Raw genomic sequence first — 22,847 nt, forward strand, 5'->3', positions numbered from 1 at the left:
CATGCCCAGAATCCCCGCGATGCAGGCGGTCGTCGACGTCCTGGAAAGCGAAGGCGTCGACACCGTCTTCGGCTGCCCGGGCGCGGCGATCCTCCCGCTGTACAACGCCCTGCAAGGCCGGGCGATCCAGCACCTGATCGTCCGCCACGAAGAGGGCGCGACGCACATGGCCGACGGCTGGGCGAGGACGAACGGCAACGTCGGCGTCGCCATCGGCACGTCCGGCCCGGCCGGGACGAACATGATCACCGGGCTGTACACCGCGCACGCGGACTCGATCCCGATGATCTGCATCACCGGCCAGGCGGCTACGACCAAGCTGCACCAGGAAGCCTTCCAGGCCGTCGACATCGTCGAGATCGCCAAGCCGGTCACCAAGTGGGCGGTGCAGGTCAAGGAGGCCGCGCAGCTGCCGTGGATCTTCCGCGAGGCGTTCCGGATCGCCCGCTCGGGCCGGCCGGGCCCGGTGCTGATCGACCTCCCGATCGACGTCCAGAAGCAGGACATCGAGTGGGACTCCTCGATCGACTCGCCGCTGCCGGTGACGGCCGTCAAGCCCGCCGCGGCGCGGGTCGAGCGGGCCCTCGACCTGCTCCTGGCCGCCGAGCGTCCGCTGATCCTGGCCGGTGGCGGGGTCGTCCTCGGCGAGGCGAGCGAGCAGCTGCGGGCGGCGGCCGAGCGTCTGGACGTCCCGGTGCAGGTGACGCTGATGGGCAAGGGGAGCTTCCCCGAGGACCACGAGCTGTTTGCCGGGATGGCCGGCATTCAGACGTCGCAGCGCTGGGCGAACGCGGCCTTCCTGGAGTCGGACCTGGTGCTGGCGCTGGGTGCGCGGTTCGGCGACCGGCACACCGGTGAGCTGTCGGTGTACCGGGGTGACCGGAAGTTCATCCACGTCGACATCGAGCCGACGCAGCTGGGCAAGGTGTTCGGGCCCGATCTCGGGATCGTCTCGGACACGCGGGAGTTCCTGGACGCGCTGCTGACGGCGCTGGACCAACGCTCGGCAGAACCGCGCCGCGAGTGGGTGGGCCGGATCGCGGAGCTGAAGGAAGCGCTTCCCCGCCGCGAGGACTTCGACACGCTGCCGATCAAGGCGCCGCGGGTCTTCAAGGAGATCAACGAAACCTTCGGCGAGGACACGTACTTCGTCACGGCGATCGGGCTGTACCAGATCTGGTCGGGCCAGTTCCAGAAGGCGCACAAGCCGCGCCACTACCAGGTGTGCGGCCAGGCCGGCCCGCTCGGCTGGGAGATCCCCGCCGCCATCGGCGTCAAGAAGGCGCGTCCCGAAGCCGAGGTCGTCGGGGTGGTCGGCGACTACTCGTTCCAGTTCCTCGTCGAGGAGCTGGCGGTCGCCGCGCAGTACGACGTCGGGTTCGTGCTGATCATGCTCAACAACGAGTACCTCGGCCTGATCCGCCAGGCCGAGACCGGCTACGACATGAACTTCGAAGTCGACATCCACTACGACTCGAACGGCACGGACAACGTCAAGATCATGGAAGCCTACGGCTGCTCGGGCACCCGCGTGCTGGAGCCGGGGGAGATCCGGACGTCCCTCGAATGGGCCCGCAAGGAGGCCGAGCGCACCAGCCGCCCGGTCCTGGTGGAGATCATGATCGAGCGCGAGGGCAACGCCGCCATGGGCGCCGCGCTCGACGCCGTGAAGGAGTTCGAGCCCGCATAACACCCGCGTGACCACGGCCGCCGCACGAGACCCCGACCTCGTGCGGCGGCCTTTCCGCGTCCGCGATCAAGGCGTTGTCGGAAAGTACAAACGCGGGCCGGAAATTCACCCTTCTTTCAGGGGTTTTGCCGTGGTCCCGGCCACAGGCGAGCGTGTGTACTCCTTGACGAAGCAGCCCCGAAAGGACGTCCACAGTGGAATTCCTCCGACCCGCCTCGCTGGCCGACGCGCTCGCCGCGCGTGCCGCGAACCCCGGTGCGGTCCCGATCGCCGGCGGCACGGACGTGATGGTCGAGCTCAACTTCGACCACCGCCGCCCCGACGCCCTGCTCGACCTCGGCCGCGTCGCCGAGCTGCACGAGCACGGCACCGACGACGGCCGGATCCGGCTCGGCGCGGCCGTGCCCTACACCCGGATCATCGCCGAACTGGGCACGCGGCTGCCCGGCCTGGCGATGGCCGCGCGGACCGTCGGGTCCCCGCAGATCCGCAACCGCGGTTCCGTGGGCGGCAACCTGGGCGCGGCTTCGCCGGCGGGTGACTCACACCCGGCGCTCCTCGCCGCGGACGCGCAGGTCGAAATCGCGTCGGTCCGCGGCACCCGGATCGTGGCCGCGAAGGACTTCTACGTCGGGGTCAAGCGCAACGTCCTCGAAGCGGACGAACTGATCACCGGCGTCCTGCTGGCCCCGGCCACCGGGCCGCAGCAGTTCAGCAAGATCGGGACCCGCAACGCCATGGTGATCGCCGTCGCCGCGTTCGGTTTGGCCCTGCACCCGGCGGAGAAGCGCGTCGGCACCGGTGTCGGTTCCGCCGCGCCCACGCCCCGGCGGGCGACGGACGCCGAGGAGTTCCTGGCCTCCGAGCTGGATTGGGAGTCGCGCCGGCCGGTGACCGACTCGGTCAAGCGCCGCTTCGGCGACCTGGTCGCCGCGGCCGCCGCGCCGATCGACGACGTCCGCGGCAGCGCGGCCTACCGGCGCCATGCCCTGGGGGTCATGGCGCGCAGGACGCTGACCTGGGCTTGGACCGAATACTGCGGAGGGAGCGCGAAGTGCGCGTGAACGTCACCGTCAACGGCGAGTCCCGCCGGGCGGACAACGTCTGGGAAGGCGAGAGCCTGCTCTACGTACTGCGCGAGCGGCTCGGCCTGCCGGGCTCGAAGAACGCCTGTGAACAGGGCGAATGCGGTTCCTGCACGGTCTACCTCGACGGCGTCCCGGCCTGCGCGTGCCTGGTCGCGGCCGGGCAGGCCGAGGGCCGCGAGGTCGTCACGGTCGAGGGCCTGGCCGTGGGGGAGGCCCTCGACCCGGTCCAGGAGTCGTTCGTCGAGCGCGGCGCCGTCCAGTGCGGGTTCTGCACGCCCGGCCTGCTGGTCGCGGCCCACGACCTGATCGAGCGCGTTCCGGACCCCAGCGACGTCGAGATCCGCGAGGCCCTCGCCGGCAACCTCTGCCGGTGCACCGGCTACGAGAAGATCCTCGACGCCGTTCGTGACGCGGCCGCGAAGAAGGCCGTCCGATGAGCGCGCCGGCCCGCTCCCCGCAGGAGCTGCACGACACGATCGCCGGCGGCATCGGCGAAAGCCCGCTGCGCCCGGACGGCACGCTGAAGGTCCGCGGCGAGTTCGCCTACTCCTCGGACCTGTGGCACGAGGACATGCTGTGGGGCGCCACGCTGCGCAGCCCGCACCCGCACGCCCGGATCGTCCGCGTCGACGTCTCCCGCGCGCTCGCTCAGCCGGGCGTGCACGCGGTGCTGACCCACGAGGACGTCCCCGGCGAGAACGTCTACGGTCTCAAGTACCAGGACACTCCGGCGCTGGCCGAGGGCCTGGTCCGCTACCAGGGCGAGCCGATCGCCATCCTCGCGGCCGACCACCCGGAGATCGCGCGGCAGGCGCTCAAGGAGATCGTCGTCGAGTACGACGTCCTCGAGCCGATCACCGACCCCGAGCGCGCCGCGCACGACGACACCCTGCCGAAGCTGCACCCGGACGGGAACCTGGTCCGCCACCAGCGGATCGTCAAGGGCGACCCGGCCGCGACCGCGGACGTCGTCGTCTCCGGCGTCTACGAGATCGGCATGCAGGACCAGGCGTTCCTCGGCCCCGAGTCCGGGCTCGCGGTGCCGGCCGAGGACGGCGGCGTCGACCTCTACCTGGCCACCCAGTGGCTGCACGTCGACCAGCGCCAGACGGCGAAGGCTCTCGGCCTGCCGCTGGAGAAGGTGCGGCTGACGCTGTCCGGTGTCGGCGGCGCGTTCGGCGGCCGCGAGGACCTGTCGATGCAGATCCACTCGTGCATGCTCGCGCTGCGCACCGGCCGCCCGGTGAAGATGAGCTACAACCGCCTCGAGTCGTTCTTCGGGCACGTCCACCGCCACCCGGCGAAGATGTACTACGAGCACGGCGCCACCCGCGACGGTAAGCTCGTCTACGTCCGGGCGAAGATGTACTTCGACGGCGGCGCGTACGCGTCCAAGACCCCGGTCGTGGTCGGCAACGGCACGACCCTCAGCGTCGGGCCGTACGACGTCCCGAACGCGCACATCGAGGGCTGGGGCGTCTACACGAACAACCCGACCTGCGGCGCGATGCGCGGGCTCGGCGCGGTCCAGCCGACGTACGCCTACGAGTCCCAGATGGACAAGCTCGCGTCCGCTTTGGACCTGGACCCCGCGGAACTGCGGATCCGCAATGCCCTGAGCGAAGGGTCCACTGTGGTCACCGGCCAGGTGGTCGACTTCCCGGCACCGGTGGCGGAGCTGGTCCAGCGGGTCCGCGACCTGCCGCTGCCGCCCGAGCCCACCGGCGAACGCGACATCCGCGAGCTGCCAGGCGGCGCGTCCAACACCACCCACGGCGAAGGTGTCGTCCGCGGCGTCGGCTACGGCGTCACGATCAAGAACATCTCCTACGCCGAAGGCCTCGACGACTACTCGACCGCCCGCGTCCGGCTGGAGGTGCTCGGCGGCGAAGCGGTGGCCATGGTCCACACCGCGGCCGCCGAGGTCGGCCAGGGCCTGGTGACGCTGCAGCAGCAGATCGCCCGCACCGAACTGGGCCTGACCCGCGTCAGCGTGCACCCGGCCGACACGAGCGTCGGCGACGCGGGCTCCAGCTCGGCGTCGCGCCAGACCTACGTGACCGGTGGCGCGGTCCGCAACGCCTGCCGCGCGGTCGCCGAGGCGGTCTACGCGCGGCTCGGGGTGCCCGCCGAGGGCATGTCCCTGACCGGCGGGAAGGTCGTCGCGGCCGACGGCGAAGTCGTCGCGGACCTGGCCGAACTGCTCGGCGACACCGCGATCGAGGAGACCCGCGAGTTCCACCACCGCCCGACCTACCCCCTCGACCCGGAGACCGGCCAGGGCGACGCGCACGTCCAGTACGGCTTCTCGGCCCACCGCGCGGTGGTCGACGTCGACCTGGACCTCGGCCTCGTCAAGGTCGTCCAGCTGGACTGCGCCCAGGACGTCGGCAAGGCGATGAACCCCGACGCCGTCGTCGCCCAGATCCAGGGCGGCTCGGCGCAGGGCCTCGGCCTCGCCGTGATGGAGGAGATCCTGGTCAAGGACGGCAAAGTGCGGAACCCGTCGTTCACCGACTACCTCATCCCGACCATCCTCGACATGCCGCCGATGCGCGTCGACGTCCTCGAACGCCCCGACCCGCACGCCCCCTACGGCGTCCGCGGCGTCGGCGAACCACCCACGATCTCGGCCACGCCGGCGATCGCCAACGCCATCCGCGCGGCCACCGGCCTCGAGCTGCCGCGCGTCCCGATCCGCCCCGAGCACATCACTGGAGCCTGAGATGACCACGTCGATTTCCGCCGAGACCGAATGGCTCGACGAAGCCGTCCGCATCGCGGAGACGAACGTCGCGAACGGCGGCGGCCCGTTCGGCGCGCTGATCGTGAAGGACGGTGAGGTCGTCGCGACCGGCGTCAACCGCGTCACCGCGAACCTCGACCCGACCGCGCACGCCGAAGTCGTCGCGATCCGCGCGGCCTGCCAGGCGCTCGGCACGTTCAAGCTCGACGGCTGCGTGCTCGTCTCCAGCTGCGAGCCGTGCCCGATGTGCCTGTCCTCGGCGCTGTGGGCGCGGGTGGACAAGGTGCTCTTCGCCGCCGACCGCGACGACGCGGCCAAGGCCGGTTTCGACGACCGGGCCTTCTACGAACTCTTCGACCGTCCCCGCGACACCTGGACGGTTCCCGTCACGCGACTGTCCGCAAAGGACGGTTTCGCCCCCTTCGCGGCTTGGCTCGACAAGGCCGACCGCACCGACTACTGACCCACAAGGCCAGCTGACCGGAGCACAACCCAATCGAACGTCCCGCTCGCCCAGGCACGGCGCTGTGCCTTGGCCTGGCCGAGCACACCCACCGGCAAGGGCAGGACGCATGACCCAGACCGAAGTCCCCACCCCAGTAGTCGAGGAAGTACCCCCTCAACGCCGTTCGCTGCTCGACAGGTTCTTCGAGCTGCGGGCGAGGCAGACCACGATCGGCCGCGAAGTCCGCGGCGGCGTCACGACGTTCGTCGCGATGGCCTACATCGTGCTGCTCAACCCGCTCATCCTCGGCGCCTCCGCCGACATCACCGGCGCCCGGCTCTCCGCCGCGCAGGTGACCACCGCGACCGCGCTGGCCGCCGCGGTGATGACCGTCCTCATGGGACTCGTCGGCAACGCGCCCCTCGCGCTGGCCGCCGGGCTCGGCATCAACGGCATCGTCGCCTTCCAGATGGCCCCGTCGATGACCTGGGCGCAGGCGTTCGGGCTGGTCGTGCTCGAAGGCGTCTGCATCGTGCTGATGGCTGTCAGCGGCGTCCGCGAACGGATCATGAACGCCATCCCGCGGCCGCTGAAGATGGCGATCACCGTCGGGATCGGGCTCTACATCGCCCTGGTCGGCCTGGTCAGCGCCGGGTTCGTGACCCGGATGCCGGACGCGGCGCAGACCACGGTCCCGGTGCGCCTCGGGGCGAGCGGGCACCTGCACGGCTGGCCGATCGTCGTGTTCTGCTTCGGGCTGCTGCTGATGATCGTGCTGATGGCCCGCAAGGTCCCGGGTGCGGTGCTGATCAGCATCGGCGTGGCGACGCTGCTGGCCGTCGTGCTGCACGAGGGCTTCGGGGTCGGCGGCTGGGGCCTGACCACCCCGGCCCTGCCCGACCACGTCGTCGCGGCGCCGGACTTCGGGCTCTTCGGCCACATCGACCTGTTCGGCGGGTTCGCCTCGGCGGGCGCGCTCGCGGCGACGGTGTTCCTGTTCACGCTGGTGCTGTCCGGCTTCTTCGACGCGATGGGCACGATCACCAGCGTCTCGGACGAAGCCGGGCTGTCGAAGAACGGCAAGGTCCCGCGGATGGGCCGCATCCTGCTGGTCGACGGCGCGGGCGCGATCGCGGGCGGCGTCACCGGCTCGTCGCCGAACACGGTGTTCCTGGAGTCCGCGGCCGGGGTCGGCGAGGGCGCCCGGACGGGCCTGGCGAGCGTCGTCACCGGCCTGCTGTTCGCCGGGACGCTGCTGTTCACCCCACTCGCCGGCGTCGTCCCGGCCCAGGCCGCGGCGCCGGCGCTGGTGGTCATCGGCGGCATGATGGTCGCGCAGTGCCGCAACATCCCGTGGCACGACCCGGACTACACGATCCCGGTGTTCCTCACCGCGGCCCTGATCCCGTTCACGTACTCGATCACCAACGGCGTCGGCGCCGGCCTGATCGCGTTCGTGCTGATCAAGATCGGCCGCGGCAAGTGGCGCGAGGCCGGCTGGCTGCTCTCCCTGCTGGCGCTGGTGTTCGCGGTGTACTTCGCCGTCGACGGCGTCGAAGCCCTCTTCCGCTAAGGAGATCCCTCGTGGCCCTGATGTTCTTCAACGGCGGCGCCATGCGCGGCGAACCGCTGCACCACCTGCTGGACGGCTCGCCGTTCGTGGGCACCGCCCGGACGGCGGCGAAGTACCGGTTCTACGCGGTGGGCGACCAGTGCCCGGCGCTGTACCCGGTCTCCCACGGCGGCGCCGAAGTGACCGGCGAAGTCTACGACGTCTCGCTGGACGACCTGCGCGACAAGGTGCTCCCGTCCGAGCCGCACGAGCTGGAACTGGGAGTGGTGGAGCTGACGGACGGAAGTTCGGCGTTCGCGATGCTGCTGCGGCGGCCGTACACGTCCCACGTCGCCCTGCGCGACATCACGGAAGTCGGCGACTGGCGGGCGTACAAGGCGAGCGCGTGAAGGTCCTGGTCGCCCCGGACAAGTTCAAGGGATCGCTGACCGCGGCCGAGGTGGCCTCGGCGGTGGCGTCCGGCCTGGCGGACGTCCACCCCGGCCTCGCGGTGCAGCAACTCCCGGTGGCCGACGGCGGCGACGGAACGGTGGACGCCGCCGTCGCCGCCGGCTACGACCGGGTGCGGGTCCCGGCCCGCGGCCCGACGGGGGAGCCGGTGACGGCGTCCTACGCGGTCCGCGGGGACACGGCGGTCGTCGAGCTGGCCGAGGCATCCGGGCTGCACCGGCTACCGGGTGCCCCGGCCCCGCTCACGGCGACCAGCGCGGGCACCGGCGACGTCATCGCGGCGGCGGTCCGGGCAGGGTGCCGGCGGATCGTCCTCGGAGTAGGCGGCAGTGCCTGCACCGACGGAGGCGCGGGCATGCTGGCCGCACTGGGCGCCCAGCTGCTGGACGACTCGGGCCGTGAGCTTCCGTTCGGCGGCGCGGCTCTCGCTCAGCTCGCGTCACTGGACGTGACGCGAATGTCCGAAGTGGACATCGAGCTGGCGAGCGATGTGGACAACCCGCTGTACGGCCCACGCGGAGCGGCGGCCGTCTATGGTCCGCAGAAGGGAGCATCCCCCGACGACGTCAAGACATTGGACGCGGCGTTGCGCCACTGGGCGTCGATAGCCGGCCCGGAGTTCGCCGAGCGACCGGGCGCCGGGGCCGCCGGGGGAGTGGGCTTCGCGGCGATGGCGGTGCTGGGCGCCCGGATGCGCCCCGGCATCGAGCTGCTGCTGGACCTGCTCGGCTTCGGCGAGGCACTGACCGGAGCATCGCTGGTCGTGACCGGCGAGGGATCCCTCGACGAGCAGACGTTGGCGGGCAAGGCCCCAGCCGGAGTGGCCCGCGCGGCGGCGGCGAAGGGCATCCCGTGCGTCGCGGTGTCCGGCCGCTGCCAACTGTCCTCAACGGACCTGAGGGGCGCGGGAATCTCGGCGGCGTACGCACTGACGGACCTGGAACCGGACCCGGGGCGCTGCATGGCGGAGGCGGCACCGTTGCTGCGCCGCCTGGCCCGCCGGCTCGCGGCCGACTACTTCTGAATGAGTGCTACTCGGAATTTGTTACCATCGAAACCATGGCAACGAAGACGGCGGTGGACACCAGGGCGCGCATCCTCGAGGCGGCAGCGGCACTGCTGGTGGCAGAGGGCCGCGACGGCCTGTCGACCCGCGCGGTGAGCGCGGCGGCGGGCGTCCAGCCACCGGCGTTGTACCGCCTGTTCGGAGACAAGGACGGCCTGCTCGACGCGGTGGCGGCGTACGGGTTCGACGAGTACCTGACGAGCAAGCGAGAACTGGGCTCGACGGGCAACGCGGTGGAGGACCTCCGCCGAGGCTGGGACTTGCACATCGAGTTCGGCCTGTCCCGCCCGGAGTTCTACGTATTGATGTACGGCGACGCACGTCAGGGCCGCAAGTCACCAGCGGCGCAAGAGGCGGAGGCGATGCTGCGAAGCATCGTCGAGCGCGTAGCGGAGGCGGGGAGGCTGAGGGTAAGCGTCGACCGAGCGGCAAGACTGGTCCACGCAACAGGAATGGGAGTGGTCCTGTCCCTGATAGCAACCCCGGAGAACGAGCGCGACCCAGAGCTGTCAAAGACGGCAAGAGAGACGGTCCTGACCCGAATCCTGACGGGCACCGAAGACCAGGCGGGATCAGAACTACCAGAGCGAGCAATAGCGCTGAGAGCAGGCCTGGAGGGAACAACGGTCCTGACGGAGGCAGAGCGGGTACTACTGGGAGAGTGGCTGGACCGCATAGCAAACGCGTAAAAGCACGGCCAGTCCAAAACCCGCACCAGACAGAACCCAGGCCCTCCCGCAACCCCGATCCAAAGCCAGAACACGGCCGGCCGCGCCGGGTCAAGGCATCTTTCCCGCCTTGACGCGGTGTGGCCGGCCGTAGTCACAATCAGGCATCGGGGTTGTGGAGACAGCCCGGCAGGGGTCGCGGGCGTAGCCCGCCAGGGTTGCGGGCAGAACCCGGCAGGGGTTGTGGACACACCCCGCCAGGGGTTTGCGGGCGGAGCCCGCCGCGGTAGCGGACACCCCCCACCAGGGGCCGCAGGCAGCGCCCACCAGGTGTCACACCCACCTCAACACCACAACCCCGCCCACCCCGCCTACCCCGGGCTGTATCGATCCAGTCCCATCGGACATTGCTTGTCACCCCGAAGTCACCCAATATGTTGCGGCCAACAACATATCCACGACAACGCCGTCGGAGGCCCCGAATGATCAGGTGGAAAGCGGTCCTGGCCTGCACAGGAGCAGCAATCCTGCTCACCACGACGACCCCGGCGACCGCCCTCGCAACAGGAACGGCGACGGACTGCTGCGGCGGCGGAGCATCCTGGGCAACGGGCAACAAGTCGGCGCTGGGCACGTCGACGACGACCGGAAGCCCGGTGTGGTTCACCGTCGCCGACGGCGTCACCTCGGAGGTCTTCTACCCCCGAGCAGACGTCCCGAACACGCAGGACATGCAGTACGTGATCACGGACGGCAGCAGCTTCGTGGACCTCGAACGCGACGCGACCAACCACGTGGTGTCGATGCCCGACGAGAAGGCCCTCCAGTACAAGGTCACGAACACGGCGAAGAGCGGCAAGTACCGGATCACCACGGACTACGTGACAGACCCGTCCCGGGCCACCCTGATCACGAACACCCGTTTCCAGTCCCTGGACGGCGGAAACTACCGCCTCTACCTCCTGGCCAACCCGTCGATGGCCGGCGGAGGCGCCAACGACAACGCGTGGTGGGACGGCACCGGCCTGGTGGCCAGCGGAACCGAAACGCTGTTCGGCGGCACGGCCACCACAGTGGTGCAAGCCCTGCGAGTCTCAACCGGCTTCACGGCACACGACAACGGCTACGCGGGCGCGGCGAGCGACTGCCTGACCGACCTCCGAGCCGACAAGAACCTGAACAACCAGTTCGACAACATCTCCGGCACGGGCAACGCGGTCCAGTGTGGACAGATCCCGGTGGGCACGGACACGACGTTCACGGTCGCCCTCGGCTACGGCAGCACAGCGGCAGCGGCGACATCGAACGCGACCGGATCACTCGGCACGGGCTTCCCGGCAATAGCGACGTCCTACCGCACCGGCTGGAACTCGTACGTGAACAGCCTGAAACCCGCACCGGCCAGCGTCTCCGGCGACACGCAACGGCGACGGGCGTACTACGTCGCGGCGATGGCGCTCAAGACGGCCGAGGACAAGCAACACCCCGGAGCGAGCGTCGCGGGCCTGGCCACACCCTGGGGCAACTTCACGAACGGCGACCAGCTCAACGACGGCTACCACCGGGTCTGGGGCCGCGACCTCTACCAGCAGGCGACGGGTCTCCTGGCCGCCGGCGACAGTGCCCAGGCCAAGCGCATGGCCCAGTTCCTGTGGAACTCCCAGTGGATCGGCACCCCGACCGCGGGCGACGGCACGACGTACCCGGCGGGGTCCTTCCCGCGCTACAGCCCGGTGTCCGGGGTGAGCGGCGCCAGCGCACAGCAACTCGGCTGCTGCGAACAACTGGACCAGGACGCGGACGCGATCCTGCTGGCCTGGCTGACCGGCGTCACCGACGCGTCGACGTACGCCAAGGTGAAGACCACGGCGAACCACATCGTCTCGACCGGCCCGGACACCACCGAGCGCTGGGAAGAGCAGTACGGCAAATCCCCGTCGTCGACAGCCGCCGAGATCGCCGGCCTGATCGCGGCGGGCGCGATCGCCCGGGCCAACGGCGACACCACGAGCGCGACGTCGTGGGAGTCCACAGCGGACTCCTGGCGCAACTCCCTGGCCGGCTGGACGGTCACGACCTCCGGCTACTGGGGCGCCCACACGTACTACGAACGCCTCGACCGCGCCGGAAACCCCAACGACGGCGCGACGATCTGCTTCGACGAGGGCTGCTTCTACGAGCACGACGTCACGGACTTCGGCTTCCTCGACCTCGTCCGCCTCGGCATCCGCCCGGCGAGCGACGCGACAATCGCGAACTCGGTCGCCCCCACCGCGGCCGCGTCCGACGGCAACTCCCCGGTGCAGGTGACGCTGCCCAACGGCGACGTCTACTTCCACCGCTACCCGCACGACAACTACGGCGACAGCAACGCGAACTGCAGTGGCTGGCCCGCGAACGGCGGCCAGCGGTTCGGCCGGCTGTGGCCGGTGCTGTCGGGGGAGCGCGGGCAGTACGAACTCGCCAACGGCCGCTCGGCCGCGGTCTACCTGAAGTCCATGGCGGACTCGGCCAACGACGGGTACTTCGTGCCCGAGCAGGTCTGGGACCGCGCGGACGTCGGCTGCTTCGGCCTGGGCCGCCCGACGGGCAGCGCGGGTCCGCTGATGTGGGCCGAGGGCCAGTACCTGCGGCTCGCGCAGAGCATGGACGCGGGCCACAACCTCGACACGCCGTCGATCGTCAAGACCCGCTACGGCACCTGATGACCCGCCGGCCCGGCACGCCCCCTCGGTGTGCCGGACCGGGGAGTCACCGCACCAGGCGGACGGTCTTCGCCGCCGGGACGAAGGTCGCCGTCTGGCCGCGGGTGAGGGCGACCGTGTCGGCTTCGAGGCCGTCGCCGAACGCGACCAGGCGGTCGGACTCGACCTCGACCGTCAGCGGTGCCCGCGTCAGTTCCCCTTCGGTGCACGTCGTCCCGGTCGTCGGCGACGGCCACGCCTCGCGCACGAACCAGACGAGCCGGGCCTCGCCGGGCGCGGGCAGCCGCAGCGCGCTGCCGCGTTCGCGCCACACCGACCCGCACCAGCCGGTGGCGCCGGTGCCCGTCCCGACGAGGATCCCCGACGACGCCTGGCGTTCCGCCGGCCCGCCACCGACCCCCAGCCGGTAGCGGGCCGTCTGGTGCCCGGCGTGGCCCAGGTAGATCTCGTTGAGCGCGAGCAGCCGCTGGCCGTCGTCGGCGGTGAGCTCGGCCATCGTCCGGTGCTCGACGTCGCCGGTGGCCCGCACCAGGTCCGCTACCGCCGCCGGCGGGTGCCGCACGAGCACCCCGGGCGCGCCCGGCGCGATCCCGACCACCGGCTGGCCGTCGAGGTACTTGGCCACGTTCGCGACGAGCCCGTCCTGGCCGACCACGACGACGACGTCCTCCGGGGTGAACAGGAACCGGTCGAGGTCCGCCCGTTCGACCTCACCGCGGCGCCAGTCGAGCGGGATCGCCGCCGACGCCGCGGCGAGCGCCGCCCGCACGGCGGCGTCCGCCTCGGTCACCTCGGCCAGGTCCCGCCCGCGCGTGCGCAGGAAGAACTCGGCCTGGCCGCGCGTGCCGTGCCGGGCGAGCAGCTCGGCCAGTTCGGTGCGCCGGTGCACCAGCACGACGCGCGGTGCGAGGCTCACGACCGCACGCCCAGCTTCGTCAGCAGCGGCGCGAGCAGGTCCGGCGTCACCGTCAGGCTGTCGATCTGCGGCAGGTTGCCCGCCAGCTCCCGCAGCGCCAGTCCGGTCAGGACACCCTCGGGCAGGTCGCGGTACGCGGCCAGCCGTGCGGCTTCCCCGGCCGCTTCCGCCTCGCCGAGCGCGCGCTTGCCTTCGGCTTCCACGAGCGTCAGGCGTTCCTTGCGCGAGGCTTGCGCCTCGGTCTCGATGCGGCTCGCCGCCGCGGCCTCTTCGGCCTGACGGCGGGCGTTCGCGCCGCGCTGGGCGACCAGCTGCTCTTCGCGCCGGGCCAGCTCGATCTGGTTCTGCAGCTCGTTTTCGCCGATCGCGCGTTCGCGTTCGACGGCCAGCGCGCGCCGCTCGAAGGTCGCCCGGTCGGCCTCCTGCTGGACCTTCTCCCGCGCGGTCGTCTGCAGCGCCTTCTCGACCTCCGGCTCCGCCCGGATCGCGACCACCCGGACGTCGACGACGGCCGAGCCGGTCTGCGCGAGCCGGGTGTCCTCTTCGGCGAGTCCGGCGCGGATCCGGTCGCGGACCGCGCTGACGCCGTCGACGAGCGCGGCCGCGAGGTCGATGCGGGTCAGCACCTCCACCGCGTACTGCTGGACGTTCTCGGTGAGCAGCCCGCTGATCTGCGCGAGGGGATCGCTTCTCCAGCGCCCGGTATCCGGGTCGATGGAGAAGTCGATGCGCTGCGCGGCCAGCTCGGGGTTCTCGATCCGGAAGGTCAGCGCGAGCTGGACGGTGACGTCCTGGAAGTCGGCCGTGCGGGCGTGGAACAGCAGCGGCAGCTCGCGGTCGTCGACCGGGACCTCCGAGACGACCGCTGTCAGCGGCCGGTACCAGAACGACAGCCCGACGCCGTCGTGCGCGAGCTTGCCGCGGCGGTAGTGGCGGATGTGCACCGTGGGTGCGCCGCGCAGGTGGCGGAACCCGAAGCGGCGGTCGATGTCGGCCATGAGCCCTCCTCTTATCGTCGAGGTGACGATATGCGGACGGACTTCTAATCGTCAAGCTGACGATTAGAAGGTAGGGTGGTGGCATGGGTCACCCGCCGTTCGCCGTCACCGTCGACCTCGTCGTGCTCACCCTGACCGGGGACGAGCTGTGCGCACTGGTCGTGCGCCGGGGAGTCGAGCCGTACCAGGGGGAGTGGGCGTTGCCCGGCGGGTTCGTCCGGGAGGACGAGGACCTCTCGGACGCGGCGCGCCGCGAGCTGGCGGAAGAGACCGGGCTCGCGCCGGGGACCGTCCACATCGAACAGCTCGCCGGCTACGGCGCCCCGGACCGGGACCCGCGGATGCGTGTGGTCACCGTCGCCTACCTGGCGCTGGCACCGGACCTGCCGGCACCGAGCGCGGGCACGGACGCCGCGGAGGCGCGCTGGACGCCGGTGCGGTCGCTGACCCGCGAGCACCTGGCGTTCGACCACGACCGGATCCTCGCGGACGGGGTCGAGCGCGCCCGCGCGAAACTCGAGTATTCGCCGCTGGCCACGGCGTTCTGCGCGCCGGAGTTCACGGTCGCGGAGCTGCGGCGGGTGTACGAGCTGGTGTGGGACACGCGGCTGGACCCGCGCAACTTCCACCGCAAGGTCACCGGCGCCGAGGGCCTGCTGGAGCCGACCGGCCGCACGACCACCCGGGACGGCGGCCGCCCGGCCCGGCTGTACCGGCGCGGTAAAGCGGAACTGCTGTACCCGCCGATGTTGCGCGCGTGACGCTCAGCCGGCGCCGAGCGCGCGGCCGGCGGGCCGGCGAGTGTGGGCCCACGCGGGCAGCGGGGTCAGCACGCCGACCGCCAGCAACACGCCGAACTGCGCCGGCACCGGGGGAGCGGCCATCTACGCGACCACGCGCTCCTGCCCGGCCGCCGTCAGCGCATAAACCTTGCGCCGGGCCGCGGACCGGCGCTTCTTCCCGCTCGTGGACCACCTCCCGCCTTCTCGAGAGGGCGTGTCAAGCGGGTGCCAGCCGGCGCGCGGCCGTCACCAGCGGCAGCAAGCGCGTGCCGAAGTTGCGGACCGCGAGGCCGCCGCGGGTGGCCGGGATCAGCAACGCCGCCGCCGTGGACACGTTGCGCTGCTTGGGTTCCACCAGCTTCCGGTGCGCCGCCTCGTAGCGGCGGAACGCCGCGGCCGCGTCGCCCGGGGTCCGGCCCAGCTCCGCTGCCAGGGTGTACGCGCCGGCCATCGCCAGCGTCGAGCCGTCGCCGAACAGCGACACGCACGACGCCGCGTCCCCGGCCAGCGCGATCCGGCCGGCCGCCCAGCCGGCCATCCGCACCCGGCTCACCGAGTCCAGGTACAGGTCTTCGGCTTCGCGCACGCGCTCCAGTAGCTCCGGCACGCGCCAGCCGGCGCCCGCGTACGCCTCGGCGATCATCTGCTTGTGCAGCACCACGTCCCGGTGGTCGAACCCCGGCACGGCGGCGCCGCGGAACATGAACGCGACGACTCCGCGGCCGCGCGACGGGTGCACCGCGACCGCCCGGCCGGGCGAGTTGTACATCACCAGCTCGGTGCGGTCGGCGGGCGGCTCGGCCAGCGGCAGCGTCGCGATGTAGACGCCCATGTGCTCGACGAACGCGTGCTCCGGCCCGAACGCCAGCCGCCGCACGCCCGAGTGCAGGCCGTCGGCGCCGAGCACCAGGTCGAAGCGCCGCGGGGCGCCCCGCTCGAACGTGACGTCGACGCCGCCGTCGTCCTGGCTCAGCTCGGTGATCGAGTCGTGGAAAACGAACTCCGCGTCCTGGCGCGCGGCCTCGTGCAGGATCGCCGCGAGGTCGGTGCGCGGCAGCTCGATGCCGCTGTCGCCGCCCATCGCGACGCGGCCGGTCCGGCGCCCGGCGTCGTCGACGAACTTCAGCGACGTCACGGCGGTGCTCGCCTCCCGCAGCTTCGCCGTGATGCCCATCCGGTCGGCGACGCGCGAGGCCGGTCCGCGCACGTCGACGGGACTGCCGCTCGAACGCAGCCCCGCGGCGCGCTCGACGACGGTCGGCCGGAAACCGGCGCGGGCCAGCCAGTACGCCAGCGTCGGCCCGGCGACGCCCGCGCCGGAGATCAGTACGGTCCGCTCGGTCATGGTGAAACCCCCATCGAAGTCCTGACCATCGGTCAGTCCCGACCGTACGCTCCTGTCCAACGGTCAGGCAAGCGGCTAGGCTCGGGCGATGACCGACGACACCCGCGCCCGGATCCTGCGCGCCGCGCTCGAGGAGTTCTCCGAGCGCGGCTTCCACGCGGTGTCGGTCCGGGAGCTGGCCGAACGCGTCGGCGTCACCAAGACCGCCGTGCTGTACCACTTCCCCGGCAAGGCCGACATCGTGACGGCGCTGGCCGAGCCGCTGCTGGACGACCTCGAAACGGCCATGACGAAAGCCGCCGAAGCCGCCGACCCGCGCGCCGCGGCGATCGAAGGCGTCCTCGACGTGTGGCTCAGCCACCGCTACCTGCTCCGGATGAACCTGCGCGACCTCGGCCTCACCGCGTCGAAGGCGGTGTTCGACCGCTTCCGCGACGGCATGCTCAAGGCGAACCACCTGGTGGCGGGCCCGGACGCGGACCTGCCGGGCCGGGTCCGCGCGGCCCAGGCGATCGCGATGCTCAGCGACCCGGTGGTGCTGTTCGCCGACGCGCCGGCGGACGAACTGCGCGCCGCGGTCCTCGACGGCGTCGACCGGCTGTACGCGGTGCCGGAACCGGAGGCCAGGCCACGCGGCCGCCGCGGCCGGCCACCGGTGATGAGCCCGGAGACGATCGAAGCGGCCCGCCGGCTCTACGACGCGGGCCACGCGCCGTCCGACATCGCCACGGCGCTCGGCGTCTCCCGCGCCACGATCTACCGGCACCTGCCGGGCGCGGAATAATGAGACTCATTAATGAGACTTATTGAGACGTGACCTCGATCGCCGGCAACGCCGAGAGCTGAGCGGGAGTCAGCTTCGCCGCCGCCGCGAACACCGTCTGCTGGTGCTCCTTGATCCGCTCGTCCACCAGCCGGCTCAGCTCGAAGGCCAGCCGCCCGGTCTGCTTCACGGTGACCTCGTCCACCAGCGGCCGCGCGGCCGACGTGATGACCACCCCCGAAGCCTCGCCGGCCGGGGATTGTGAGACGCCGACCGAGTAGGCCTCCCGCGGGTTGACCGGCCCGTCGATCGAAAAGTCGCGGATCCGGCCCAGCAGCGCGTGCCACTCGGCGACTTCGCCCGGCACCCCGGTGGCCTTGACGTCGTCGACCGTCAGGTGCAGTCCGCGGTCGCCGGTGCGGAAGCAGCGGGCGTAGGAGTTGAGCGCGGACACCCACAGCGCCTCGACGAGCACCGCGTCGACCCGCGGCCGGGCCAGCTCGGCCACCAGCCGTTCGCAGCATTCGAGGGTGAACTGCAGGTCGTCGAAGAGCGCGACGAGATCGGCCAGGCCGAGCGCGCCGGGCGTCGCGAGCTGCCGGGCGCTCGTGGGGGTCGTCGTGGAAGGGGTCATCCGGGACGCTCCTGTCGGCGGTCGAACCTCAACGACACCGCATCCGGGAGCGTCCCGGGGTCTCAATTTGCGACACCACCCGCCACCGGCCGGAACGACAGCGTGAACGACGTCTTCTGCGGCACCAGCCGGTACGCCGGCAGCACGCCGGGCCCGCAGGCCGCCGTCCCGAGGCCGTGGTGGGCCGCGTCCAGCGTCACGTGGACCAGCGATCCCGACTCCAGCTCGTCGGTGTGCCGCGCCGCTTCCAGCGCGGCCGCCGTCCAGCGGCGGGCCGTGAAGCCGAAGGTCGGATCGCCGTCGACGCGCAGGCCCGTTCCGTCCGGGTTCGTCAGGCGGACCCAGCGCACGTCCGTCCGGTTGCCGTTCTCCTGCGGGAAGACGTACGGCGTCTGCAGGCCGTCGACGCTGCTCGAGAACCGCCCGATCCGCGCCGCCTGGCGGCTGTCCGGGTACGCCTCGCCGGGGCCGCCGCCGAACCACTCGGCCGAGCCGAACGTGCCCGGGACCGCCATCGCCAGGCCGAGCCGGGGGAGCGTGCCCGGGAATTCGCCGTCAGGAGTCACCTCGACCCGCAGCCGCAGGCCGCCGTCGAAGGCCGTCCACGTGTAGTCCGCGAACAGGCCGAACGGTTGGGCCGGCGGGGCGACGCGCGTGCGCACCAGCAGTTCGTCGCCGTCGGCGTCCACCTCGATCACCCGGTGCTGCATCCGGTGCAGTCCCGCGGCCCGCCACTGCGACGCTTCGGACGGCCCGGGCGACGAGCCGCGGTCGTTGTCCGTCGTGGCGCGCCAGACGTCCAGCCGCGGGCCGTGGACCGGGTGCCCGCCGAGCGCCGTCAACGTGCCGGTCGCCGGGTCGAACTCGCCCGCGCCGAGGATGAGCCGTCCGGACGTGCGGAACACCGGACCCCGCGGCGACGGCGACGCACGCGACGGCGCCGGTGAAATCGGCACCTGACCCCAGCCGACGACGTGTCCGGCGGGCGCCCACGCCGTCCCGGCCGCCAGCGACGCCGTAACGGTCAGCCAGGACTCGCCGCGGGTCGGCGGCAACGACGGCAGTGCAACCGGAGCGCTCTGTCCGGAGTGGATGGCCGGGACGTCGTGGACACCGTCCGCGACGACGATTCCCTCGTCTTCCAGGACCCAGGTGAACCTCACGTGCCCGGTGTCCACGAAGTCGTAGTGGTTCGACACCCGGAGGCCGGACGGATCCGCGTCGATCCGGACCGGCTCGATGATCTTCGCGAACTCCGTCAGCCCCGGCGAATGCGTCCGGTCCGGGAAGAGCAGGCCGTCGATGACGAAGTTGCCGTCGTGGATGGTCTCGCCGAAGTCGCCGCCGTAGGCGAAGTGGCCCGGCGCGGCCAGGCCGTGGTCGATCCACTCCCAGACGAACCCGCCCTGGCAGTTCGGGTACCGCTCGAACAGCTCGCGGTATTCGAGCAGCCCGCCCGGCCCGTTGCCCATCGCGTGCGCGTACTCGCACAGGATGAACGGCAGGGCGCGGCGGCGCTCGTTGTCGTCCTCGCGAAGCCCGATCTGCTCCACTTCGGACGGTGTCGCGTACATGCGGCTGTGGACGTCCACATAGGAGCACTCGTGGTCGCCCTCGTAGTGCACCGGCCGGCTCGGGTCGCGTTCGCGCACCCACTCCGCCATCCGCGCCAGGTTGTCGCCGGTGTGGCTTTCGTTGCCCAGTGACCAGAGGATCACGCTGGGCCGGTTCTTGTCCCGCTCCACCGTGCGGCGCATCCGGTCGAGGTACGCGTCCGTCCACATCGGCTCGGAGCTCGGGTTGCGGTCCCAGCCGAGCGGTCCGAAGCCGTGCGTTTCCAGGTCGCACTCGTCGACGACCCACAGGCCGTACTCGTCGCACAGCTCGAGGAACGCGGGATCCGGCGGGTAGTGGCTGGTCCGGACGGCGTTGACGTGGTGGCGCTTCATCAGCAGGACGTCGGCCAGCGCGGTCTCCCGCGAGACGACCCGGCCGGTCCGCGGGTCGTGTTCGTGCCGGTTCACCCCGCGCAGCAGCAGCCGCCGCCCGTTGACCTTGAGCTGCCCGTCTTCGATCGTCACGGTCCGGAACCCGATCCGGACGGGCACGCGTTCGGCCACAGTGGACAGCGTGCCGTCGTAGAGGCGAGGTGTCTCGGCGCTCCACGGCTCGACGGGCAGTTCCAGGGGCTGCCCGGCCGGGTGCCCGGCGACGCCCAGCGACGGGATGTCCAGCACGACGTCCGGGCCGGTCTCGACCCGGACCGTGCCGAGCCCGGTGGTGTGGTCGTAATCCGCGTGGACGAAGAAGTCGCCGATGCCGCCGGCCGGCCGGGCGAGCAGCGTCACGGCCCGGAAGATGCCGGACAGCCACCACATGTCCTGGTCTTCGAGGTAGCTGCCGGCCGACCACTGGTGCACGCGCACGACGAGGACGTTGCCGCGCGGCTTCAGCAGGGACCCGGCCTCGAACTCCGCCGGCAGCCGGCTGCCCTTCGTGACGCCGAGCTCGGTGCCGTTGAGCCAGATCCGGCCGCACGAGTCGATCCCGTCGAAGCGCAGCAAAGACGACCCGGCCGGCCAGCCGCTCGGCAGGTCGAACCGCAGCCGGTGGTCACCGGTCGGGTTCTCCGACGGCACGTGCGGCGGGTCGACCGGGAACGGGTAGTGCACGTTCGTGTAGGCGGGCTTGCCGTGCCCGTGCAGCTGCCACAGCGACGGCACCGGCAGCTCGTCCCACGCGGAGTCGTCGAACGCGGGATCGGCGACGTCCGGGGGAGCGGCGGCGAGGCTCGGCGACAGGCGGAACCGCCAAGTGCCGGTCAGCGACAGCGCCGGCGCGTCGGAGCCGAAGGCCGCGCGCGGAGCCACTGAGCCGTAGCCCGGACCCGGGTCTTCGACGTACGCCATGACACCTCCCGTGAGCGTTCCCGTGAACGTTCACGGGCGCGGCTGAAGTGTGCGGACCGCCCGGCGGGCGTGTCAAGGGATCAGGCGGATTCCCGCAGGTGGAGCCGGGCGCGCACGACCAGCTCAGCGGGGTCGAGAGGGGCGGCACCGGTCACGAGCCGAGTGGTCTGCTCGACGGCCAGCGCGCCGAGCGCGCGGGTGTCGATGGCGACGCTGGAGAGCTCCGGGTCGACGAGGGTGCCGAGGGTGAGCCCGTCGAAGCCGATCACCGCGAGGTCGTCCGGGACGCGCAGGCCGAACCGGCGGGCTTCGCGCAGGGCGCCGATGGCGATGACGTCGTTGAAGGCGAACACCGCCGTGACGTCGGGGTGGGCGGCGAGCAGGCTCGCGAGGGCCGCGCCGCCGCCGTCGACGGTCTGGGCGGCGCGCGCGATCCACCCGGGCGCGACCGCGAGGCCGTGCTCGGCGGCGGCCCGGCGGAACCAGAGCTGCCGGACGCTGGGCTCGCGCCCGTCGTCGTCGAGCATCCCGATCCGCCGGTGCCCGCGCCCGGCGAGGTGGGCGACGGCCTCGCGGACGCCGTCCTCGCCGTCGATCGGGATGCCGCTGAACCGCGGCAGGCGCGGCTCGCGGCCGAGCAGCACCACCGGGATGCCGGGGGTGAACCGGTCGAGGTCCTCTTCGGACCGGCTGAAGTAGCCGACGACGGCGTCGACCTGGGTGCCGATCACCCGCAGCGTGGCGAGCTCCTGCTCGGCGTCGCCGGCGGTGTCGTAGACGACGACGTGCCAGCCGCGCGAGCGGGCGGCCGCCAGCGCCCCCGAGGCGACTTCGGTGAAGAAGGGGTTGAGCAGGTCCGGCACGACCAGGCCGATGGTGGTCGTGTCCGGCCGGACCAGGCCGCGGGCGAACCGGCTCGGCCGGTACCCGAGCTCCCGGGCGGCGTCGAGGACGCGCTGCTTGGTCGAGCCGTCGATCTCCGCCTTGTCGTTCAGCGCCCGCGAGACGGTCTGCCGCGACACGCCGGCCGAGCGGGCGACGTCGTGGATCGTCACCCGCCGGGGTTCGGTGCTCGAGGACATCCGTCGAGTATGCCCGCCGTGGCGGGGCGCTAGAAGATCGACCAGCCGGTCAGGGTGGTGAAGCGGTCCAGCGCCGACACACCCGCCACCGAGTTGCCGCGGGCGTCCAGGCCGGGGCTCCACACGCAGACCGCGCACCGGCCGGGGACGATCGCCAGGATGCCGCCGCCGACACCGCTCTTGCCCGGCAACCCGACCCGGTAGGCGAACTCGCCCGCGGCGTCGTAGGTGCCGCACGTCAGCATCACCGCGTTGATCCGCTTCGCCGCGCTCAGGTCCAGCAGCCGGCTGCCGTCGTTGCGGATGCCGTGCCGGGCCAGGAACAGCGCCGAGCGCGCGATGTCCGCGCAGCTCATCGCGATCGAGCACTGGCGGACGTACTGGTCGAGCACCGACGGCACCGGGTGGCGCATGTTGCCGTAGGACGCCATGAAGTAGGCGAGCGCGCGGTTGCGGTCGGCGTGCCCCGCCTCCGACGCGGCCACTTCGGGGTCGACGTCGATGTCGGGCCGCCCGCTCTCCTCGCGCAGGAAAGCGAGCAGCGCGTCGGCCGCGTCGCCGTGGCGGCCCAGCTCGTCGGTCACCACCAGCGCACCCGCGTTGATGAACGGGTTGCGCGGGATGCCGTCCTCGTGCTCGAGCTGCACCAGCGAGTTGAACGGGTCGCCGGACGGTTCGCGGCCGACCCGCGTCCACACGCCGTCACCGCGGGAAAGGACCAGCGCGAGGGTGAACACCTTCGACATGCTCTGCACCGAAAACGGCCGCCGCCAGTCGCCGACGCCGTGCAGCGCACCGTCCACTTCGGCCACCGCCATGCCGAACGCGCGCGGCTCGATCCGCGCCAGGGCGGGGATGTAGTCCGCGACGGCGCCGCGGCCGACCTCGGGCGCGACGTCGCCGGCGATCCGGTCCAGCAACGCCGCGAGGTCCACGGCCGCAGCTTAGAAGCCGGGCCTGCCGCGCCGCGCGGCACCCCCTGTCAAA

The 22,847-nt window shown here is 71.8% G+C and carries 19 protein-coding genes; 12 read left to right on the forward strand and 7 right to left on the reverse strand.

The window, feature by feature from the left end:
* Position 1: 1 nt before the first annotated feature.
* From gcl to ACERZO_RS13650, 10 genes are all read left to right on the forward strand, one after another.
* Positions 2–1,690 carry a glyoxylate carboligase gene (gene gcl / locus ACERZO_RS13605; protein WP_372664977.1) on the forward strand — a complete coding sequence of 563 codons (1,689 nt, stop codon included), beginning with the start codon at positions 2–4 and terminating at the stop codon, positions 1,688–1,690.
* Positions 1,691–1,884: 194 nt separating this feature from the next.
* Positions 1,885–2,754, forward strand: coding sequence for an FAD binding domain-containing protein (locus ACERZO_RS13610; protein ID WP_372664978.1), 870 nt, complete (start codon positions 1,885–1,887; stop codon positions 2,752–2,754).
* Positions 2,745–3,215, forward strand: coding sequence for a (2Fe-2S)-binding protein (locus tag ACERZO_RS13615; RefSeq protein WP_372664979.1), 471 nt, complete (start codon positions 2,745–2,747; stop codon positions 3,213–3,215). The genes ACERZO_RS13610 and ACERZO_RS13615 overlap by 10 nt, the downstream gene beginning before the upstream one ends.
* Complete coding sequence (gene pucD / locus ACERZO_RS13620; protein WP_372664980.1) at positions 3,212–5,503, forward strand: xanthine dehydrogenase subunit D; 2,292 nt, start codon at positions 3,212–3,214, stop codon at positions 5,501–5,503. The genes ACERZO_RS13615 and pucD overlap by 4 nt, the downstream gene beginning before the upstream one ends.
* 1 nt (position 5,504) lies before the next feature.
* Positions 5,505–5,987 carry a nucleoside deaminase gene (locus ACERZO_RS13625; protein WP_372664981.1) on the forward strand — a complete coding sequence of 161 codons (483 nt, stop codon included), beginning with the start codon at positions 5,505–5,507 and terminating at the stop codon, positions 5,985–5,987.
* Positions 5,988–6,096: 109 nt separating this feature from the next.
* Positions 6,097–7,542, forward strand: a complete 1,446-nt coding sequence (locus ACERZO_RS13630; RefSeq protein WP_372664982.1) for an NCS2 family permease — start codon at positions 6,097–6,099, stop codon at positions 7,540–7,542.
* Between the two features lie 11 nt (positions 7,543–7,553).
* Positions 7,554–7,931, forward strand: a complete 378-nt coding sequence (locus tag ACERZO_RS13635; RefSeq protein WP_372664983.1) for an allophanate hydrolase-related protein — start codon at positions 7,554–7,556, stop codon at positions 7,929–7,931.
* Positions 7,928–9,016 carry a glycerate kinase gene (locus tag ACERZO_RS13640; RefSeq protein ID WP_372664984.1) on the forward strand — a complete coding sequence of 363 codons (1,089 nt, stop codon included), beginning with the start codon at positions 7,928–7,930 and terminating at the stop codon, positions 9,014–9,016. The genes ACERZO_RS13635 and ACERZO_RS13640 overlap by 4 nt, the downstream gene beginning before the upstream one ends.
* Positions 9,017–9,051: 35 nt before the next feature.
* A complete protein-coding gene (locus tag ACERZO_RS13645; protein ID WP_372664985.1) occupies positions 9,052–9,747 on the forward strand; it encodes a TetR/AcrR family transcriptional regulator in 696 nt (231 codons plus the stop codon).
* Between the two features lie 461 nt (positions 9,748–10,208).
* Positions 10,209–12,431 carry a glycoside hydrolase family 15 protein gene (locus ACERZO_RS13650; protein ID WP_372664986.1) on the forward strand — a complete coding sequence of 741 codons (2,223 nt, stop codon included), beginning with the start codon at positions 10,209–10,211 and terminating at the stop codon, positions 12,429–12,431.
* A 46-nt stretch (positions 12,432–12,477) separates the two neighbouring features.
* Here the strand turns inward: ACERZO_RS13650 and ACERZO_RS13655 are convergent, their stop codons facing one another.
* Together ACERZO_RS13655 and ACERZO_RS13660 are read right to left on the reverse strand one after the other, a co-directional pair.
* Positions 12,478–13,347 carry a hypothetical protein gene (locus tag ACERZO_RS13655; protein WP_372664987.1) on the reverse strand — a complete coding sequence of 290 codons (870 nt, stop codon included), beginning with the start codon at positions 13,345–13,347 and terminating at the stop codon, positions 12,478–12,480.
* Positions 13,344–14,345, reverse strand: a complete 1,002-nt coding sequence (locus tag ACERZO_RS13660; protein ID WP_372664988.1) for an SPFH domain-containing protein — start codon at positions 14,343–14,345, stop codon at positions 13,344–13,346. Before ACERZO_RS13660 ends, ACERZO_RS13655 begins: the two co-directional genes overlap by 4 nt.
* 83 nt (positions 14,346–14,428) lie before the next feature.
* Between ACERZO_RS13660 and ACERZO_RS13665 the strand changes: the two genes are divergently transcribed.
* On the forward strand, positions 14,429–15,106 hold the full coding sequence (locus tag ACERZO_RS13665; protein WP_372664989.1) for an NUDIX hydrolase: 678 nt from the start codon (positions 14,429–14,431) through the stop codon (positions 15,104–15,106).
* Between the two features lie 238 nt (positions 15,107–15,344).
* Here ACERZO_RS13665 and ACERZO_RS13670 read toward each other — a convergent pair whose 3' ends face one another.
* Positions 15,345–16,472 (reverse strand): FAD-dependent monooxygenase, encoded by a 1,128-nt coding sequence (locus tag ACERZO_RS13670; protein ID WP_372664990.1) that lies wholly within the window; start codon positions 16,470–16,472, stop codon positions 15,345–15,347.
* A gap of 88 nt (positions 16,473–16,560) precedes the next feature.
* Here ACERZO_RS13670 and ACERZO_RS13675 point away from each other — a divergent pair, with 88 nt between their 5' ends.
* Positions 16,561–17,256 (forward strand): TetR family transcriptional regulator, encoded by a 696-nt coding sequence (locus ACERZO_RS13675; RefSeq protein ID WP_372664991.1) that lies wholly within the window; start codon positions 16,561–16,563, stop codon positions 17,254–17,256.
* 19 nt (positions 17,257–17,275) lie between these two features.
* Here ACERZO_RS13675 and ACERZO_RS13680 read toward each other — a convergent pair whose 3' ends face one another.
* From ACERZO_RS13680 to ACERZO_RS13695, 4 genes are all read right to left on the reverse strand, one after another.
* The gene (locus ACERZO_RS13680; protein ID WP_372664992.1) at positions 17,276–17,869 is read right to left on the reverse strand and encodes a hypothetical protein; all 594 of its coding nucleotides are present in this window, start codon (positions 17,867–17,869) and stop codon (positions 17,276–17,278) included.
* 62 nt (positions 17,870–17,931) lie between these two features.
* Positions 17,932–20,778: a glycoside hydrolase family 2 TIM barrel-domain containing protein gene (locus tag ACERZO_RS13685; protein WP_372664993.1), complete on the reverse strand. Its 2,847-nt coding sequence runs from the start codon at positions 20,776–20,778 to the stop codon at positions 17,932–17,934.
* Between the two features lie 80 nt (positions 20,779–20,858).
* The gene (locus ACERZO_RS13690) at positions 20,859–21,860 is read right to left on the reverse strand and encodes a LacI family DNA-binding transcriptional regulator (RefSeq protein WP_372664994.1); all 1,002 of its coding nucleotides are present in this window, start codon (positions 21,858–21,860) and stop codon (positions 20,859–20,861) included.
* A gap of 29 nt (positions 21,861–21,889) precedes the next feature.
* The gene (locus ACERZO_RS13695; protein WP_372664995.1) at positions 21,890–22,795 is read right to left on the reverse strand and encodes a glutaminase; all 906 of its coding nucleotides are present in this window, start codon (positions 22,793–22,795) and stop codon (positions 21,890–21,892) included.
* Positions 22,796–22,847: the final 52 nt, after the last annotated feature.

The organism is Amycolatopsis kentuckyensis (assembly GCF_041679295.1).
In the GTDB taxonomy this organism is placed as follows: Bacteria; Actinomycetota; Actinomycetes; order Mycobacteriales; family Pseudonocardiaceae; genus Amycolatopsis; species Amycolatopsis kentuckyensis_A.

What these genes read in the sequence shown, in the direction of transcription:
- gcl (WP_372664977.1), top strand. Translation starts at nt 2, where the DNA reads ATGCCCAGAATCCCCGCGATGCAGGCGGTCGTCGACGTCCTGGAAAGC.
- pucD (WP_372664980.1), top strand. Translation starts at nt 3,212, where the DNA reads ATGAGCGCGCCGGCCCGCTCCCCGCAGGAGCTGCACGACACGATCGCC.
- ACERZO_RS13625 (WP_372664981.1), top strand. Translation starts at nt 5,505, where the DNA reads ATGACCACGTCGATTTCCGCCGAGACCGAATGGCTCGACGAAGCCGTC.
- ACERZO_RS13630 (WP_372664982.1), top strand. Translation starts at nt 6,097, where the DNA reads ATGACCCAGACCGAAGTCCCCACCCCAGTAGTCGAGGAAGTACCCCCT.
- ACERZO_RS13645 (WP_372664985.1), top strand. Translation starts at nt 9,052, where the DNA reads ATGGCAACGAAGACGGCGGTGGACACCAGGGCGCGCATCCTCGAGGCG.
- ACERZO_RS13650 (WP_372664986.1), top strand. Translation starts at nt 10,209, where the DNA reads ATGATCAGGTGGAAAGCGGTCCTGGCCTGCACAGGAGCAGCAATCCTG.
- ACERZO_RS13660 (WP_372664988.1), bottom strand. Translation starts at nt 14,345, where the DNA reads ATGGCCGACATCGACCGCCGCTTCGGGTTCCGCCACCTGCGCGGCGCA.
- ACERZO_RS13665 (WP_372664989.1), top strand. Translation starts at nt 14,429, where the DNA reads ATGGGTCACCCGCCGTTCGCCGTCACCGTCGACCTCGTCGTGCTCACC.
- ACERZO_RS13670 (WP_372664990.1), bottom strand. Translation starts at nt 16,472, where the DNA reads ATGACCGAGCGGACCGTACTGATCTCCGGCGCGGGCGTCGCCGGGCCG.
- ACERZO_RS13675 (WP_372664991.1), top strand. Translation starts at nt 16,561, where the DNA reads ATGACCGACGACACCCGCGCCCGGATCCTGCGCGCCGCGCTCGAGGAG.
- ACERZO_RS13680 (WP_372664992.1), bottom strand. Translation starts at nt 17,869, where the DNA reads ATGACCCCTTCCACGACGACCCCCACGAGCGCCCGGCAGCTCGCGACG.
- ACERZO_RS13685 (WP_372664993.1), bottom strand. Translation starts at nt 20,778, where the DNA reads ATGGCGTACGTCGAAGACCCGGGTCCGGGCTACGGCTCAGTGGCTCCG.
- ACERZO_RS13690 (WP_372664994.1), bottom strand. Translation starts at nt 21,860, where the DNA reads ATGTCCTCGAGCACCGAACCCCGGCGGGTGACGATCCACGACGTCGCC.